This window comes from Streptomyces sp. NPDC018610 (assembly GCF_044391765.1).
In the GTDB taxonomy this organism is placed as follows: domain Bacteria; phylum Actinomycetota; class Actinomycetes; order Streptomycetales; family Streptomycetaceae; genus Streptomyces.
On sequence record NZ_JBISAL010000016.1, the window covers coordinates 1 to 16,944 of the forward strand.

General features: G+C 73.5%; 12 protein-coding genes and 1 pseudogene. 7 read left to right on the forward strand and 6 right to left on the reverse strand.

Annotation, left to right across the window (positions count from 1 at the left end):
• The 3 genes from ACH5A8_RS32245 to glgB all read left to right on the forward strand — a co-directional run.
• The coding region (locus ACH5A8_RS32245) for an alpha-glucosidase C-terminal domain-containing protein (protein WP_399007547.1) at positions 1–299 on the forward strand (299 nt) is incomplete at its 5' end.
• Positions 300–441: 142 nt separating this feature from the next.
• Positions 442–1,860 carry a maltokinase gene (locus tag ACH5A8_RS32250; RefSeq protein WP_399007630.1) on the forward strand — a complete coding sequence of 473 codons (1,419 nt, stop codon included), beginning with the start codon at positions 442–444 and terminating at the stop codon, positions 1,858–1,860.
• A 55-nt stretch (positions 1,861–1,915) separates the two neighbouring features.
• The gene (gene glgB / locus ACH5A8_RS32255; RefSeq protein ID WP_399007548.1) at positions 1,916–4,912 is read left to right on the forward strand and encodes a 1,4-alpha-glucan branching enzyme; all 2,997 of its coding nucleotides are present in this window, start codon (positions 1,916–1,918) and stop codon (positions 4,910–4,912) included.
• Positions 4,913–5,100: 188 nt separating this feature from the next.
• Here glgB and ACH5A8_RS32260 read toward each other — a convergent pair.
• The 5 genes and pseudogenes from ACH5A8_RS32260 to ACH5A8_RS32280 form a co-directional block, all read right to left on the reverse strand.
• A pseudogene (locus tag ACH5A8_RS32260) lies at positions 5,101–7,373 on the reverse strand (HelD family protein).
• Positions 7,374–7,527: 154 nt separating this feature from the next.
• Positions 7,528–7,860, reverse strand: coding sequence for a thioredoxin family protein (locus ACH5A8_RS32265; protein ID WP_399007549.1), 333 nt, complete (start codon positions 7,858–7,860; stop codon positions 7,528–7,530).
• Positions 7,857–8,285 carry a MerR family transcriptional regulator gene (locus tag ACH5A8_RS32270; protein WP_399007550.1) on the reverse strand — a complete coding sequence of 143 codons (429 nt, stop codon included), beginning with the start codon at positions 8,283–8,285 and terminating at the stop codon, positions 7,857–7,859. The genes ACH5A8_RS32265 and ACH5A8_RS32270 overlap by 4 nt, the downstream gene beginning before the upstream one ends.
• A gap of 111 nt (positions 8,286–8,396) precedes the next feature.
• A complete protein-coding gene (locus ACH5A8_RS32275; protein ID WP_399007551.1) occupies positions 8,397–9,161 on the reverse strand; it encodes a DUF2127 domain-containing protein in 765 nt (254 codons plus the stop codon).
• 113 nt (positions 9,162–9,274) lie between these two features.
• On the reverse strand, positions 9,275–10,948 hold the full coding sequence (locus tag ACH5A8_RS32280) for a DHA2 family efflux MFS transporter permease subunit (RefSeq protein ID WP_399007552.1): 1,674 nt from the start codon (positions 10,946–10,948) through the stop codon (positions 9,275–9,277).
• Positions 10,949–11,064: 116 nt separating this feature from the next.
• Here ACH5A8_RS32280 and ACH5A8_RS32285 point away from each other — a divergent pair, with 116 nt between their 5' ends.
• Entirely contained in the window at positions 11,065–11,682 is a 618-nt protein-coding gene (locus ACH5A8_RS32285; RefSeq protein ID WP_399007553.1) for a TetR/AcrR family transcriptional regulator, read from the forward strand.
• Positions 11,683–11,966: 284 nt separating this feature from the next.
• Here ACH5A8_RS32285 and ACH5A8_RS32290 read toward each other — a convergent pair whose 3' ends face one another.
• Complete coding sequence (locus ACH5A8_RS32290; protein ID WP_399007554.1) at positions 11,967–13,370, reverse strand: cation:dicarboxylate symporter family transporter; 1,404 nt, start codon at positions 13,368–13,370, stop codon at positions 11,967–11,969.
• 148 nt (positions 13,371–13,518) lie between these two features.
• Between ACH5A8_RS32290 and ACH5A8_RS32295 the strand changes: the two genes are divergently transcribed.
• The 3 genes from ACH5A8_RS32295 to ACH5A8_RS32305 all read left to right on the forward strand — a co-directional run bounded on the left by ACH5A8_RS32295 (position 13,519) and on the right by ACH5A8_RS32305 (position 16,902).
• Positions 13,519–15,189 (forward strand): ATP-binding protein, encoded by a 1,671-nt coding sequence (locus tag ACH5A8_RS32295; protein ID WP_399007555.1) that lies wholly within the window; start codon positions 13,519–13,521, stop codon positions 15,187–15,189.
• The gene (locus ACH5A8_RS32300) at positions 15,186–15,920 is read left to right on the forward strand and encodes a response regulator (protein ID WP_399007556.1); all 735 of its coding nucleotides are present in this window, start codon (positions 15,186–15,188) and stop codon (positions 15,918–15,920) included. Before ACH5A8_RS32295 ends, ACH5A8_RS32300 begins: the two co-directional genes overlap by 4 nt.
• Positions 15,921–16,152: 232 nt before the next feature.
• Entirely contained in the window at positions 16,153–16,902 is a 750-nt protein-coding gene (locus tag ACH5A8_RS32305; RefSeq protein WP_399007557.1) for a helix-turn-helix transcriptional regulator, read from the forward strand.
• Positions 16,903–16,944: the final 42 nt, after the last annotated feature.

Genomic DNA, 16,944 nt, shown 5'->3' on the forward strand with positions numbered 1-16,944 from the left:
TCGAGATCCGCAAGCAGAACCCCGCCTTCGGACTCGGCTCCTACACCGAACTCCCCTCCTCCAATCCCGCCGTGCTCGCCTTCCTGCGGGAGTACGAGGACGACCTCGTGCTGTGCGTGCACAACTTCTCCCGCTTCGCCCAGCCCACCGAACTGGACCTGAGCGCCTTCCACGGCAGAAACCCGGTGGAGCTGTTCGGCGGGGTGCGCTTCCCCGCCATCGGCGAGCTGCCGTACCTGCTGACCCTGGCGGGACACGGCTTCTACTGGTTCCGGCTCCGCAAGGACGCCGCCGTCTAGAACGCCGACCGTCCGGAGCGGGCCCGACGCGATCCGGACGGAAGGCCCCAGGCCCCGGGTGGGGCGGTTTCCGCCGCCCCACCTGTGGGCACGCGTGAGTCACACCCGACCAGCGATTGGACGCGACGCCATGTCGGAAGCCATGTCGCAAGCCGTCACCCGCTCCGCCACCACCGGCAGCCCCGGTCTGCTGACCTCGCTGGACCCGCTGCTGCGGGAGTGGCTGCCCCGGCAGCGCTGGTTCTCGGGCAAGGGGCGGCCCGTCACCGGGTTCTCGCTGGTCGCGGCCACCGAGCTGCTGCCGTCCGACGCGAAGCTGGGCCTGTACCACCTGCTGGTGCGCGCCCACCAGCCGCTGCCGCCCGGACAGGCCGGCGCCGTCCCGCACCCCGGCGACTGCTACCAGCTGCTCATAGGCGTGCGCGAGGCGCTGCCGCCGAGGCTGGCGCCCGCGCTGATCGGCCATGTCCACGAGGGCCCGTTCGCCGGACGCACGGTGTACGAGGCCCTGTACGACCCAAGGCCCGCCGAGGTGATCCTGGAGGCGCTGCGCACCCGGGCCCGGATCGGCGGGCTGCGTTTCGAGCGGCGCGACGAGATACGCCCCGATCTCGTGCCCCGGATGGCGACCGCCGAGCAGTCCAACTCGTCGGTGATATACGGCGACACGTTCATCCTCAAACTGCTCCGCCGGGTCCTGCCCGGCATCAACCCCGACCTGGAACTGCCGCTGGCCCTCGCCCGCGAGGGCTGCTCGCGGGTGCCGCCGCCGACCGCCTGGATGAGCGCCGAGGTGGCCGGGGAGTCGTACGTCCTCGGAGTGCTGCAGCCGTTCGTGCAGGGCGCCACCGACGGCTGGGAGCTGGCGCTGCGCGAGCTGGCCAAGGGCGAGGACTTCAGCGCCGAGGCGCGGGCGCTGGGCCGCGCCACGGCCGAGGTGCACACCGCGCTGGCGCGGGCGCTGCCCACGGTCACCCTGGGCCACCTCCAGCTCCAGTCGCTGGTCGACGGCATGACCGAGCGGCTCCAGTCGGCCGCCCAGGCGGTGCCGGCGCTGCGGCCCTACGCACCGGGGCTGCAGTCCGCCTTCGACGCGCTGGCCGACCTCGCCGCCGAGGGCCACACCTGGACCGCCCAGCGCGTCCACGGCGACCTCCACCTCGGGCAGTGCCTGCGCGCCGCCTCCGGCCAGTGGTCGCTGATCGACTTCGAGGGCGAGCCGGCGAAGCCGCTGGCCGAGCGGCGGATGGCCCAGCCCGTGGCCCGGGACGTCGCCGGGATGCTGCGCTCCTTCGACTACGCGGCGCACTCGGCCGGCGGCCCGCCCCCACCGGGCTGGGCGGCGGCCTGCCGGGCCGCCTACTGCGCCGGGTACGCCGAGGCCGGCGGGCGCGACCCGCGCACCGACCCGGTGCTGCTGCGGGCCTACGAGACGGACAAGGCGATCTACGAGGTCGTCTACGAGGCCCGGCACCGGCCCGACTGGCTGCCGGTGCCGCTCTCCGCGGTGCGCCGCCTGGCCACCGACACCGAGGCGGAGGCCGGGGCCGACGCCGTCTGATCCACCGCACCACCGCATCCGACCTGTCCTGTCCTGCGCCGAGGAGGCTCCGCCCGTGACTGCCCGCCCCCCGTCCAGCGGTTCGGATCCGAAGCGGACGGCCGAGGCCGCCGGCGTCGACCAGCCGGCGGTCACGAAGAAGGCCACCGCGAAGAAGGCGCCCCCGAAGGCGCCCGCCGAGAAGACGGCGGCCAAGAAGGCCGCGGCCGAGAAGACGGCGGCGAAGAAGGCGGTGACGAAGAAGGCCGCCACGCAGAAGGCGACGGCGGCCACGAGGGCGCCCGCCGCGCAGAGGACGACCGCGGGGACGCCCGCCCCGGCGGCGGTCGGGAAGACGGCGAAGAAGGCCGCCGCGAAGAATGCCGCCGCTCGGAAGGCGCTCACGGACCCGGCGGCCGCGCCCGGGACCGCCCCGAGGAGGGCCGCCGCCCGCAAGGCACCGGCCGGTCAGGCGGTCGCGGCGAAGACGCCGGCCGGGAAGGCGGTCGCCGCGAAGACCGTCACCAAGAAGGCCGCCGCGCAGAAGGCCGACCCGGACACGGCGGCCGCGAAGAGGACACCCGCCAGGAAGACGGCCGCGGAGAAGGCGGTCGCGGAGAAGGCCGTGGCGGCGAAGACCGTCGCCAGGAAGGCCGCCGCCGAGAAGTCCGCCCCCGACACCGCGACCGCCGTGAAGAAGGCGGCCGCGAAGAAGACCGCGGCGAAGAAGACCGCCGCCAGGAAGACGCCCGCCGGCAAGGCGCCGGCCGAGCAGGCGTCCGCCGGAAGGGCCGCGTCCACGGCCCCGGCCGCCGGTGCGCTCCCCGAGGTCGCCGGGGCGGCGGCCCTGCCCGCCTCCCTCGTCCCCCCCGAAGTGGCCCCGGCCGTCTCCCCCGCCGTCGACACCCTGGACCGGGAGCGGCTGCTCAGCGGCACGCACCACGATCCGCACTCGGTGCTCGGCGCGCATCCCGTGCCCGGCGGGGTGGCCGTACGGGCGTTCAGGCCGTACGCGCTGGGCGTCGCCGTCGTCGCCGGCGGCCTCCAGGTCGAGCTGCGCCACGACGGCGACGGCTTCTTCTCGGGGCTGCTGCCGGTCGGCGACGTACCGGAGTACCGGCTGGAGGTGGCGTACGCGGGGGCGGTGCAGGTCACCGAGGACGCGTACCGCTTCCTGCCCACGCTCGGCGAGCTGGACCTGTACCTGATCGGCGAGGGACGGCACGAGCAGCTGTGGCAGGCGCTCGGCGCGCACCCGACGACCCACCAGGGCGTCGAGGGCACCCGGTTCGCGGTGTGGGCGCCCAACGCGCGGGGCGTGCGGGTGGCCGGGACGTTCAACTTCTGGGACGGCACCGCGTACCCGATGCGCTCGCTGGGCGCGACGGGCGTGTGGGAGCTGTTCGTGCCCGGGATCGGCGAGGGCGAGCTGTACAAGTTCGAGATCACCCGGCCGGACGGCTCGAAGACGCTGCGCGCCGACCCGATGGCCCGCCGCACCGAGGTTCCGCCGGCCACGTCGTCGGTCGTCACCGCCTCGCACCACGAGTGGCAGGACGAGGAGTGGATCGCCCGCCGCGCCGACCGGCCCGCGCACGAGGCGCCGTTCTCGGTGTACGAGGTGCACCTGCCCTCCTGGCGCCCCGGTCTGACCTACCGCGAGCTGGCCACCCAACTGCCCGCCTACGTGGCGGACCTGGGCTTCACGCACGTGGAGCTGATGCCGGTCGCCGAGCACCCCTTCGGCGGCTCCTGGGGCTACCAGGTCACCGGCTTCTACGCGCCGACCGCCCGGCTGGGCACCCCGGACGACTTCAAGTACCTGGTGGACGCGCTGCACCAGGCCGGCATCGGCGTCATCATGGACTGGGTGCCGGCCCACTTCCCGCGTGACGCATGGGCGTTGGCCGAGTTCGACGGGCGCCCGCTGTACGAGCACTCGGACCCGCTGCGGGCCGCGCACCCCGACTGGGGCACGCTGGAGTTCGACTTCGGCCGCCGCGAGGTGCGCAACTTCCTCGTCGCCAACGCCCTCTACTGGTGCGAGGAGTTCCACATCGACGGCCTGCGCGTGGACGCGGTCGCCTCGATGCTCTACCTGGACTACTCCCGCGAGCCCGGCCAGTGGCGGCCCAACGAGCACGGCGGCCGGGAGAACCTGGACGCGGTGGCGTTCCTCCAGGAGATGAACGCCACCGTGTACCGCAGGGTGCCGGGCGTGGTGACGATCGCGGAGGAGTCGACGGCCTGGGACGGGGTCACCCGCGCCACCCACCACCGCGGCCCGAGCGGCTTCGGCGGGCTCGGCTTCGGGCTGAAGTGGAACATGGGCTGGATGCACGACTCGCTGCAGTACATGAGCCACGACCCGATCCACCGCAAGTTCCACCACGGCGAGATGACGTTCTCGATGGTGTACGCCTACAGCGAGAACTACGTGCTGCCGATCTCCCACGACGAGGTGGTGCACGGCAAGGGCTCGCTGGTGTCGAAGATGCCGGGCGACTGGTGGCAGCAGCGCGCCAACCTGCGCGCCTACCTGGGCTGGATGTGGTCGCACCCGGGCAAGCAACTGCTCTTCATGGGCCAGGAGTTCGCGCAGGGCGCCGAGTGGTCCGAGGAACGCGGCCCGGACTGGTGGCTGCTGGACCCGGCCTACGGCGCGGCGGCCGATCACCGGGGCGTGCTGGACCTGGTCCGCGACCTCAACTCCGTCTACCGCGACACCCCCGCCCTATGGTCGCGCGACATCCACCCGGACGGCTTCCAGTGGATCGTCGGCGACGCGGCGGACGACAACGTGTTCGCCTTCCTGCGCCACGACGCCGACGGCGCCCCGCTGCTGGTGGTGTCGAACTTCGCCCCGGTGGTGCGCGCCGACTACCGCCTCGGCGTCCCCGACGACGTGCCCGCCTGGCGGGAGGTGGTGAACACCGACGCGGCCCGCTACGGCGGCAGCGACGTGGTCCGCCCGGACCCGATCAAGCCGGACCCGCAGCCCTGGCACGGCCGCCCGGCCAGCATCCGCCTGCCCCTGCCGCCCCTGGCGACGGTGTGGCTCCGGCCGGCGTGAGGGTTCCTCCGGCTCCCGGGAGGGAACCGGGGGGCATGGCAGGGCATGGCCGAGCCCGTCCGGCGGAGGGCTTTCTCCGTCTCCCCGGTCCGCTCCGGGGGCTGGAGGAACCCGTCCGGCACCTGAGGCAGAGGCCGTGAGGCCGAAGCGGGGGTCCGGGGGCTGCCGCCCCCGGACCTCGGCCGCCCCTACTCGGCGAACGCGGAAGCCAGCGCCGGGGGCAGCGCCCCCGCATGCACCACGCCCAGCCGCTGCGTCGCCCGGGTCAGGGCGACGTACAGGTCGCTCGTGGGTAGCGGGCGGGCTCGACCACCAGGACGGAGTCGAACTCCAGGCCCTTGGCCTGGCGCGGGTCCAGCAGGACGACCTGCCGGGTCAGGTCGGGCTCGGCGCCGGCCGTGACGCCGTCCAGGCGGGCGGCCAGCCTCCGGTGCAGGTCGCGGGGGGCGATCACCGCGAGCCGCCCGTCCTTCGGGGTGAGTTCGGCGACGGCCTTCTCCACCGCGCCGGGCAGGTCGTCGGTGGCGCGGGCCCAGGGCCGTACGCCCGTGGAGCGGACCGAACTCGGCGGCACGAAGCCCGGGTCCTCCGCGCGGACCACGGCCGCCGCGACGTCCATGATCTCGGCCGGGGTGCGGTAGTTGACGCCCAGGCGGGTGTGCTCCCAGCGGTCCTCGACGTAGGGGTCGAGGATGCCGGCCCAGGAGCCGACGCCGGCCGCCTCGGCGGTCTGCGCCGGGTCGCCGACCAGCGTCATCGAGCGGGTCGGGCTGCGCCGCATCAGCAGCCGCCACGCCATCGGCGACAGCTCCTGCGCCTCGTCGACGATGATGTGCCCGAACGCCCAGGTGCGGTCGGCCGCCGCGCGCTCGGCGGCGCTGCGGTGGTCGTCCTCCTCCTGCCGTTCGGCGAACCGTTCGGCGTCGATGATGTCGTGCGCCGACAGGATCTCGGAGTCCTCGTCCTCCTTGTCGTCGAACTCGTAGGTCCGGGAGGCGTAGGACACGTCGAGGACGCCCTGCGCGTAGGCGATCTGCGTCTCGCGCTCGCGTTCGGCGCGGGCGCGCACGAGCCGGTCGTCCTCGCCGAGCAGTTCGGCGGCCTCGTCCAGCAGGGGTACGTCGGCGACGGTCCAGGCGCGGGTGACCGGGCGGCGGATCGCGGCGGCCTCCTCGTCGGACACGTAGCCCTCGGGCTCGGCGAGGAGGTCCGCGACCAGGCGCTGGGGGGTGATGCGCGGCCACAGCCGGTCGATGGCCGTCCACACCTCGGGGTTCTCGGCCAGTTCGTCGCGGATCTGGGTGATGTCGCTCGGGTCGAGGAGGTTGGAGCCGTCGTAGGGATCGGTGCCGATGCGCTCGGCGACCATGTCGGTGAGCGTGTTGAGGATGTGGCCCTCGAAGTGCTCGCGGGCCGCGTTGTGCGGCAGCTTCGCGGCGCGGGTGCGCTCGCGGGCCATGTTCACCAGGCCGTCGTCGAGCATCAGGACCTCGCGGTCGTGCTCGATGGCGATGACCGGGTCGGGCAGCGCCTGCCGGTCCCGTACGACGGCGGCGAGCACGTCGGCCATGTCGGCGCGGCCCTTGACGGCGGCGGCCTCGGGGGTGTCGGCGGCGGTCGCCTTCACGCCGGGGAACAGCTCGCCGACGGTGGCCAGCAGCACGCCGGTCTCGCCGAGGGAGGGCAGCACCTCGCCGATGTAGCCGAGGAAGGCCGGGTTGGGACCGACGATGAGGACGGCCCGCCGGGCCAGCAGCTCGCGGTGCTCGTAGAGCAGGAAGGCGGCGCGGTGCAGGGCGACGGCGGTCTTGCCGGTGCCTGGGCCGCCCTCCACCACCAGCACCCCGCGGTGCGGGGCGCGGATGATGCGGTCCTGGTCGGCCTGGATGGTGCGGACGATGTCGCCCATGCGGCCGGTGCGGGCCGAGTTCAGCGCGGCCAGCAGCACCGCGTCGCCGGTCGGGTCCTCGTGGCCGGTGCGGGTGGCGTCGCCGAGGTCGAGGATCTCGTCGTGCAGGGCGGTGACCCGGCGGCCCTCGGAGGAGATGTGCCGACGGCGGCGCAGACCCATCGGGGTGTGGCCGGTGGCCAGGTAGAAGGGGCGGGCCACGTCCGCCCGCCAGTCGATCAGGACAGGGGTGTGCTCGGCGTCGTCGGCGCGCAGGCCGATGCGGCCGATGTGGTGGCTCGTGCCGTCGGACAGGTCGATCCGGCCGAAGCAGAGCGAGCCGTCCACGGCGTTCAGCGCGGCGAGCAGCCCGGAGCGCTCGGCGACGAGGATGTCCCGCTCCAGCCTGGCCTGCATGGGCTTGTCGCCCTGCGCGAGCGCGTCGGCGACGGAGGACTCGGCATCGCCGCGCAGGGCGTCCACGCGCGCGTACAGCCCGTCGACGAATTCCTGCTCCTGTCGCAATTCACCGTCGGTCAATTCGGTGTTTGACAATTCCGCTCCCGCCCGGATATACTCTGCTCAGTGAACTACTCCGCGACCGTTTGCTAAACGAAGTCGCGAATCACCCAATATACGCAGAGAAATCCCCTGGGCGCAATTGCCCGGGGGATTTCTCTTTCCGTGATCCGCCAGGGATGGCGGGACAGCCCTTACGGGCGGAGCCTCACAGCACGTCCGCCAGCTCCTCCAGGAGCCGCCGCTTGGGCCGTGCCCCGACCATGGACCGCACGGGCTCGCCGTCCCTGAAGACCATGAACGTCGGCATGGACAGCACCTTGTACGCGTTCGTGGTGTCCGGGTTGCGGTCCACGTTCAGCTGGACCACCTTCAGCCGGTCGCCCTCCTCCGCGGCCAGCGCCCCGAGCACCGGCCCCATCTGCCGGCACGGCGGGCACCAGTCGGCGGTGAACTCCACCAGCACCGGCAGGTCCGCGTCCAGCACCTCCCCCGCGAAGTCCGCGTCGGTCACCTCGGTCACACCCTGAGCGTGGCTCATCGCCGTCGCCCTCCCAGCTCGCACACGGGTTCCGGACCCCCCGGAACCAGCGCCTCGGCGCCCAGCTCGTCCCGCGCCCTCTCGGCCCGCGCCAGCTGCTCGCCGACCTTCGCCCGCACGGCCACCAGCTCGCCGATCAGCGCGTCCAGCTCGTCCAGCTTGCGCCGGTACACCACGAGCGACGCGGGGCAGGAGTCGCCCTCCGGGTGCCCGGCGCGCAGGCACTCCACGAACGGCCGGGTCTCCTCCAGGTCGAACCCGAAGTCCTGGAGCGTCCTGATCTGCCGCAGCAGCCTGAGGTCCCCCTCGTCGTACGTGCGGTGTCCGTGCTCGTCCCGCCGCGCGGGCAACAGCCCCCGTGACTCGTAGTACCGCAGCGCCCGGGTCGTCGTCCCGGCCCGCGCGGCCAGCTCGCCGATTCGCATACGCACGACGCTACGGCTTGACGCCGACGTCAAGGCAAGGGCCGGGCGTGCCGGAACACGGCGGCGCCCCGTGGCCGTCGTCCGGCCGCGGGGCGCCTCGTCCGACCGGGCTCAGACCAGCACCCCCGCCGACTCCTCCACCTCCAGCAGGGACGCGCTGCGGCGTTCCTCGTCGAAGGCGCGGCGGCCGCCGCGGAGACCGAAGAGGCGTTTGGTGACGGCGATGTAGAGCACGGCGAGGACGTTGAGGGCCAGGGTGCAGATCTTCAGCGCGCTGATGTGCTCGGTGAGTTCGTAGACCTCCAGCGGCAGGAAGGCGGCGGTGGCGACCACCGTCAGGTACTCCGCCCAGCGCTTGGCGTACCACAGGCCCGCCGCCTCGACGATCTCGATCAGCGCGTAGGCCAGCAGCAGTCCGGCCACCAGCAGCAGCGTGGAGTGCTTGTAGCCGAACGTCTTCTGGATGGTGCCGACGACCGGCGAGTGGTCGAGGTCGTAGTGGAAGTGCTTGAAGACCGGGCGGAAGACGTCCAGGTACTCGTCGAACAGCCGGCGCACCGCGTCCTGGCTGTTGCTGAACTTCCAGACCGCCACCGCGACCAGCACGATGAACACCCCGCGCACCGCCCGCTCGATCGCGAGGAAGCGCAGGACGAACAGGTCCCGCAGCACCTTGCCGCGCGGCACCAGCGGCGCGTCGCCGGCCGGTCCGGAGCCGTGCGGGGCGCCGAGCACGAAGTCGCCGCAGCGCAGGCAGCGCCACACCTCGCCGAGCGCGGTGTCGGCGTGCAGCCGGATCCGCAGCCGGGGGTCGTCCGGCGCGTAGGTCACGTGCCCCTTGCGTGCGCAGGTGCGCCGGTCCCAGTCGATCGCCATCCCCCGTCGCCTCCATCTGTCCGTCGTGCGTACGTGCCGGCACCACCGTGCCGCACCGGTTGCCCGGCACGGCACGGTAGTGCATCCCTGTCAGAGACGACGGACGGGGGATTTCAGTTCACCCCGCTGTCCACCAGCTCTTTCGTCTCCTTCGCCGGTTCCGCCTCGGGCGCGGCGCCGCGCGGCAGCAGCAGGGCCACGGCGAGCGTGCCCACGCCGAGGACGACGGCGCCGGCGAGGCTGGTGTGGGCCACCGCGTCGGAGAAGGCGGAGCCGACGGCGTCCTTCATCTGCCGGGCGCCCCCGGAGAGCTGGGCGGCCTGCGCCTTGAGCCGGGCGGCCTGCTGGGGGTCGCCCGCGTGGGCGGCCTGCGCGGCGAGCTGCCGGGCCTTGTCGCCGATGCCCTGGGCGACGGCGTACCCGGCGCCGACCGAGTCCTGTGCGGTGGCCAGGGCGCTCGCCGGGAGCCGGCTGCCGGCGGTGGCGTCGGACAGGCGGCCGGAGTACGAGGTCGACAGCAGCGAGCCGAGGATCGCGATGCCGAGCGAGCCGCCCAGTTCCAGCGAGGTGTCGTTGACGGCGCCGCCGACCCCCAGCTCGGACTCCGGGAAGGAGCCCATGATCGCGTCGGTGCAGGGCGACAGGGCGAGGCCGATCGCGAGGCCCAGGATGATCAGCGGGGCCACGAAGTCGCCGTACGTGGACGAGCCGTCGACCCGGGTCAGCAGGGCGAGCGCGGCGGTGCCGCCGACCATGCCCGCGCTGACGGTCCACTTCATGCCGACGCGCGGGGTGAGGTAGCCGGTCAGCGCGGAGCCGACGAAGACCGCGCCGGCCAGCGGCAGCATGCGCACGCCGGTGGCGAGGGCGTCGTAGCCGAGGACGAACTGGAGGTGCTGGGTCAGGTAGTAGAAGGCGCCGAAGACGGCGAGGAAGAACAGGGCGACGGCGAGGTTGGCGCCGGCGAAGCGGCGGTCGCCGAAGCGGCGCACGTCGAGGATCGGGCGCGGGTGGCGCAGCTCCCACAGGACGAAGGCGAGCAGGCCGGCGCCCGCGACGGCCGCGGCGGTGATCGCCTTGGCGTCCCAGCCGAAGTGCGGGCCCTCGATGATCATGTAGACCAGCGCGCCGATCCAGAGCACGGAGAGCAGTCCGCCGACGTAGTCGATCCGGTCGTGGTGGCCTGCCCTGGACGGCGGGACGAGGACGAGGGCGGCGACCAGGGCGACCGCGGCGATGGGCACGTTGATCAGGAACGTCGAGGCCCAGCCGTGGTCCTTGAGCAGCGCGCCGGCGACGACCGGGCCGGCCGCGATGGCGAGCCCGGCGGTGGCGGTCCACAGGGTGATCGCCTTGGCGCGTTCGGCGCGCGGGAAGGTCGCGGCGAGCAGGGAGAGGGTGGCCGGCATGATCAGCGCGGCGCCGACGCCCATCACGGCGCGGGCCGCGATGACGGTCGCGGCGCCGTCGGCGAGGTAGCCGAAGACGGCTCCGCCGCCGAACACCAGCAGTCCGAGGACGAGCGCGCCGCGCCGGCTGTACTTGTCGCCGATCGCGCCGAGCAGCAGCATCAGCGCGGCGTACGGGACGGTGTAGCCGTCGATGACCCACTGGAGGTCCGCGCTGGACAGAGCGAGGTCGCGGGTCATGTCGGGCGCGGCGACCGTGAGGGCGGTGTTGGCCATCACGATGATCAGCAGGCTCAGGCAGAGCACGAGCAGCGCCCACCAGCGCCGGGCGTAGGGGCGGTCCGTCCTCTCGGCCGGTTCGTTCATGACGAGTCGCATGGGCAGGGGTCGCCTTCCTCGGATGCGCGACAGTAATTGCACAGGCGTGTGCATTTACACAACCATGTGCAATGTACGTCGCTGCACAGCGCTGTGCAAATCCAGGGAGGTGCAGAATGTCAGCCATGACCACGGGTAACAGCACTCGCGCCGACACCAACCGGCGCCGCATCCTCGACGTCGCCCTCGCCGAGCTGCTGCGGGACCCCGACGCGTCCATGGACCAGATCGCCCGCGCCGCCGGCGTCGTACGGCGCACGGTGTACGGCCACTTCCCGAGCCGCGAGGCGCTGATCAGCACCCTTGTCGACGACGCGGTGCAGGCGCTGGCGGAGGCGCACGCGGCGGGGCGCGCGGGCGTCGAGGACCCGGCGGAGGCGGTGGCGCGCTCGGTGCTGGCGATCTGGCCCATCGCCGACCGCTACCGGCTGCTGGTGGCGCTCGCCCGGCGCACGGTCACCACCCAGGGCATCCGCGAGCGCCTGGCCCCGGTCCGCAGCGCCTGCGCACAGCTGCTCCAGCGCGGCTTCGACGAGGGCGTCTTCAGCTCGCCGCTGCCCGCCCCGGCCCTGGCCCACGTCCACGAGCAGATCCTGTTCGCCCTGGTGGAGGCCGTGAACGACGGCCTGCTGGCGGCGCACGACGCGGGCCGTTCGGCCGCCGTGACCGTGCTGACGGCGGCCGGGGTGCCGGCCGCACCGGCCGACGCGCTGGTGGCGAAGCTCAGCGGCTGACCGCACCGCGCCCGGACGAAGGCCGCACGATCCGCCTCCAGAGGGCCGCGGGCCGGCCCGAGTGCCCGCACCCGGACGGAAGCCGGGTCCGACGGCACGCGGCAGAATCCCACGAAAGAGGGGAAGTCCGACGAAAAGGCCGAGCGGCCGGGCCCGGGGGGACGGGCTCGGCCGCTCGGCGGCTTCACGGCGGTGGTCACCGGACGCCCGGCCAGGGTTCAGGCGAGGCCGGGCGTCCGGAGTCGGGGGTCCCGCGGGACGCGGGAACCGGTCAGGAGGAGCGATCAGGCCGTGGCCAGCCGCTTCTCGTCGTCCTTACGTGCTTCCGGCGTCCGGGCGACGTCTTCCTCGGCGTCGTCGAGCAGCATCCGCTCGTCGAAGGGCAGCTCGCCGGCGAGCACCCGCCGCACCCGGTCCTTGTCGACCTCTCCGGTCCAGGTGCCGATCAGCAGCGTGGCGACCGCGTTGCCCGCGAAGTTGGTGAGGGCGCGGGCCTCGCTCATGAAGCGGTCGATGCCGACGATGAGGCCGACGCCGTCCACGAGCGCGGGCTTGTGGGACTGCAGGGCGCCCGCGAGGGTGGCGAGCCCCGCGCCGGTGACGCCCGCCGCGCCCTTGGAGGCGATCATCATGAACAGCAGCAGGGTGATCTGCTGGCCGATGGAGAGCGGCTGGTCCATGGCGTCGGCGATGAAGAGCGAGGCCATGGTCAGGTAGATCATGGTGCCGTCGAGGTTGAAGGAGTAGCCGGTCGGCACGGTGATGCCGACGACCGGGCGGCTCACGCCCAGGTGCTCCATCTTGGCGATCAGGCGGGGCAGCGCGGACTCGGACGACGAGGTCGACAGGATCAGCAGGAACTCGCGGCCCAGGTACTTCAGCAGGTGGAAGATGTTGACGCGGGCCACGAGCCGGGTCATCGCGCCGAGGACCACGATCACGAAGAGCAGACAGGTGGCGTAGAAGCCGAACATGATCGTGGCGAGCGCCTTCAGGGCGTCGACGCCGGTCTCGCCGACGACCGCGGCCATGGCGCCGAAGGCGCCGATCGGGGCGGCCCACATGATCATGGCGAGGACGCGGAAGACCAGCCGCTGGATGTGCTCCACCCCGCGCAGGACCGGCTCGCCCCTGCGGCCCATGGCCTGCAGCGCGAACCCGACGAGCAGGGCGACGAGCAGGGTCTGGAGCACCTGGCCCTCGGTGAAGGCCGACACCAGCGTGGTCGGGATGATGCCCAGCACGAAGTCGACCGGGCCCTCCTTCGCCGCGTCCGCCTGGGCGTGGCCGACGCCCTTCACGGCCTCGGTCAGGTGCATCCCGCTGCCCGGGTGCACCAGGTTGCCGATCACCAGGCCGATGGCCAGCGCGACGAACGACATGGCGATGAAGTAGCCGAGGGCGAGGCCGCCCACCTTGCCGACCTTGGCGGCCTTGCGCACCGAACCGACGCCGAGCACGATCGTGCAGAAGATGATCGGGGAGATCATCATCTTGATCAGGTTCACGAAGCCCGTGCCGAGCGGCTTGAGCTTCTCCGCGAAGTCCGGCGAGGCGAACCCGACGACCACGCCGAGGACCACCGCGGCGATCACCGCTATGTACAGGTAATGGGTGCGGTCCCGCCTGGCTGCGGGGCCGGGTCCCGCAGCGGGTGCGGCAGGCGCCGTATCGGCTGCGCTGGTCACGGGCCCTCCTTGACGTCGTCGTCGGCATCACCGGCGTGCGGCTCACGACCGGGAGTTTCGGGGATGCCGTGACTATCTCCCGCCCTGTGAGAGCGGTCACCCTTCCGTTCATTTAGTTCACGCCATGGCGGGGAGGCAGACTTGCGGCATGCGTATACCCGCCCTCCCGAGACCTCGCAGCCTGGCGGGCCAGCTCTTCGCCATGCAGGCCGTGCTGCTCGCCCTCGTCGTGGCCGGATACGCACTGTTCACCTACGTCAGCGACCGCGGCCAGGCGGAGGGCGCGGCCCGTCGGCAGGCCACGGCGGTGGCCCGTTCGATCGCCGACTCCCCCTCCGTGCGCTCCGCGATCCGCACCGCGCGCCCCACGGCCGACCTCCAGCCCTACGCGCTCAGGGTCCAGCGGGACACCGGGGTCGACTTCGTCACGATCATGAGCCCGGCCGGCATCCGCTGGACCCATCCGCACCCGGAGCAGATCGGGAAGCCCTTCCTCGGCACCATCGCCCCCGCCCGGCGCGGCGAGACCTTCACGGAGACCTACACCGGCACCCTCGGCCCGTCCGTGCGCGCGGTCACCCCGGTCTTCGACGGCGGCCGGGTCGTCGGGCTGGTCAGCGCCGGCATCCGGGTGGAGGCCATCAGCGAGCGGATCCGGGAGCAGGTCACGGCGCTGTTCGGGGTGGCGGTCGGCATCCTGGCGCTCGGCGCGCTCGCCACGTACGTCATCAACGCCCGGCTGCGCCGGCACACCCACGGGATGAACGCCGAGCAGCTCAGCCGCATGCACGACTACCACGAGGCCGCGCTGCACGCCGTGCGCGAGGGCCTGCTGATGCTGGACGCGGGCTACCGGGTGGCGCTGATCAACGACGGCGGGCGGGAACTGCTCGGCGTGGGCGCCGAGGCGGCGGTGGTGGGGACGTCGGTGGCGGACCTCGGGCTGCCCGCACCGCTGACCGGGGCGCTGCTGGCCTCCGAGCCCCGGCTGGACGAGGTCCACCTGACGGACTCGCGGGTGCTGGTGGTGAACACCTCGCCGGTGTCCGGGGGCGAGCGCCGGGGCACCGTGGTCACCCTGCGCGACGTGACCGAACTGCAGTCGCTGATGGGCGAACTGGACTCCGAGCGCGGGTTCACACAGGCGCTGCGCTCCCAGGCGCACGAGGCGGCCAACCGGCTGCACACCGTGGTGTCGCTGATCGAGCTGGGGCGCGCCGAGGAGGCGGTCGCCTTCGCGACGGCGGAACTGGAGCTGGCGCAGGCGCTGACCGACCAGGTCGTCTCGGCGGTGAGCGAACCGGTGCTGGCCGCGCTGCTGCTCGGCAAGACGGCGCAGGCCAACGAGCGGGGCGTGGAGCTGGTGGTGTCCGAGGACAGCGGCCTGGACGACGGTCTGCTCCCCGAGTCCCTGCCGTCCCGGGACCTGGTGACCATCCTCGGCAACCTCGCCGACAACGCCGTGGACGCCGCCCAGGGCGGCCCGCGGCCCCGGGTGACGGTGACCGTGGCCGCGTGCGGGCGGGAGGCGGAGCTGGTGCTGCGCGTGGCGGACAGTGGGCCGGGGGTGGACCCGGCCCACACGGACCTGGTCTTCCAGCGCGGCTTCTCGACCAAGCCGACCGGGTCCGGCGGGCGCGGTCTGGGACTGGCCCTGGCGCGGCAGGCGGTGCAGCGCCACCGTGGGACGCTGACGGTGACGGCGGCCGAGGGGGGCGGCGCGGTGTTCGAGGCGCGGCTGCCCCTCGGGGACGGGCCGGAGCCCGTCCCGCTCCCGGACGCGGCCGTGACGGTGACCGGGCGCGGAGGCGAGGCATGACGAACGGCGGCGGCTCGAGCAGCGGCGCCGGACCGGCCGGCGGGGCGCCGATCCGGGTCCTGGTGGTGGAGGACGACCCGGTCGCGGCGGACGCGCACGTGATGTACGTGGACCGGGTGCCGGGCTTCGTCGCCGTCGGGAAGGCGCACACGGGCGCCCGGGCCCGGCGGGAGCTGGAGCGCACCCCGGTCGACCTGATCCTCCTGGACCTGCACCTGCCGGACGTGCACGGCCTGAAGCTGGCACGGTCGCTGCGGGCCGCCGGGCACCACGCGGACGTGATAGCGGTGACCTCCGCGCGGGACCTCGCGATGGTGCGCGAGGGCGTCTCCCTGGGCGTGGTCCAGTACGTGCTGAAACCGTTCACCTTCGCGACGCTGCGGGACCGTCTGGTGCGCTACGCCGAGTTCCACGCGGCGGCCGGGGAGGCCAGCGGCCAGGAGGAGGTCGACCGGGCGCTCGCGACGCTGCGCGCGCCGGGTCCCGCCGCGCTCCCCAAGGGCCTGAGCGCGCCGACCCTGGAGCGGGTGACGGGCGCGCTGCGGGAGACGGAGGAAGGCCTGACGGCGGCCGGGCTGGCCGAGGCGGCGGGCATCTCCCGGATCACGGCCCGCCGCTATCTGGAGCATCTGGTGGACGCGGGCCGGGCCGCCCGCAAACCGCTGTACGGCCAGGTGGGCCGGCCCGAACTGGTGTACCGCTGGATCCGCGGGGACGGCGGCGCACGCTGACGGCCGGGCCGGGCGCCACCGAGGGTGGCGGCCGGTCCCGACGCCTCGCCTCCGACGGCCGGGCGCCCCGCCGCGGCCGTGACGGCGTGACGGCTCGGGGTGTGACGGCGTGGGAGCGGTCGCCTCCGGCGTGGGAGCGCCGCGAAACCTACGGAACCGTACTTTCCGACAAGCCGTGATCCTGGTGGAACGGACCGTAGTCACAGGCCCCCCGGCCCCCTAGCTTGTGCCCGTGCGCCGACCCTCAGCCCCACCGAGCCAGCCCCGTCCGTCCCTTCCGTCCGGTCCGTCCAGCCAGCCCGACGCGTCCACCCCGCCGTTCAACGCTCCCGCCGCCCGACGGATCCGGGCCGCCCTCGGCATGGGCCCCGAACACGTGGCCCACACGATGCGGGCCTCCTACGGCCTGCCGTACGTGACCCCCGATCTCGTCACCGCCTGGGAGCGCGGGATCGCCTCCCCCTCCAGCCCCGAACTCACCGCGCTGGCGGGGGTGTTGTGGTGCTCGCCGGGCGAACTGATCGGCCGGCCGCGCACGTTGCGCGAGCACCGGGTGGCACGAGGGCTGCCGGTGGAGGAGGTGGCCCGCGCCGTGGGGCTCGAACTCGCGCGCTACCAGCGGATGGAGGACGGCGCCGGCTGGCGCGGCACCGAGCGGCAGTCCTCCGCGCTCGCGAAGGTGCTCGACCTGGCCTTGCCCGACTTCGTCGCCGTCACCGGCCGCGAGGAGGAACTCGCCGAGCTGCTGCGCAGCGCGGTCGGCACCCGCTGGCAGGCGTATGTGCGCCCGGTCGGCAAACTCGTGCCCCTGGAGCGGCGGCGGCTGGAGAGTTCCCTCCGGCGGCTGCACCAGGACTACCAGGGGCAGGTGGTCGCCTCGCTCAGCTGGGGCGGCAACAGCGCCGCCCGGCAGGCGGGCGACGCCGGGCGCGACTTCCTCGACCGGATCGTGGAGCACTTCTGGACGAGGGCCCAGCCGTAGTGCCGTGGCCGGGCCCCCGGGCCGGTCCGTCTCCGGGGCCGA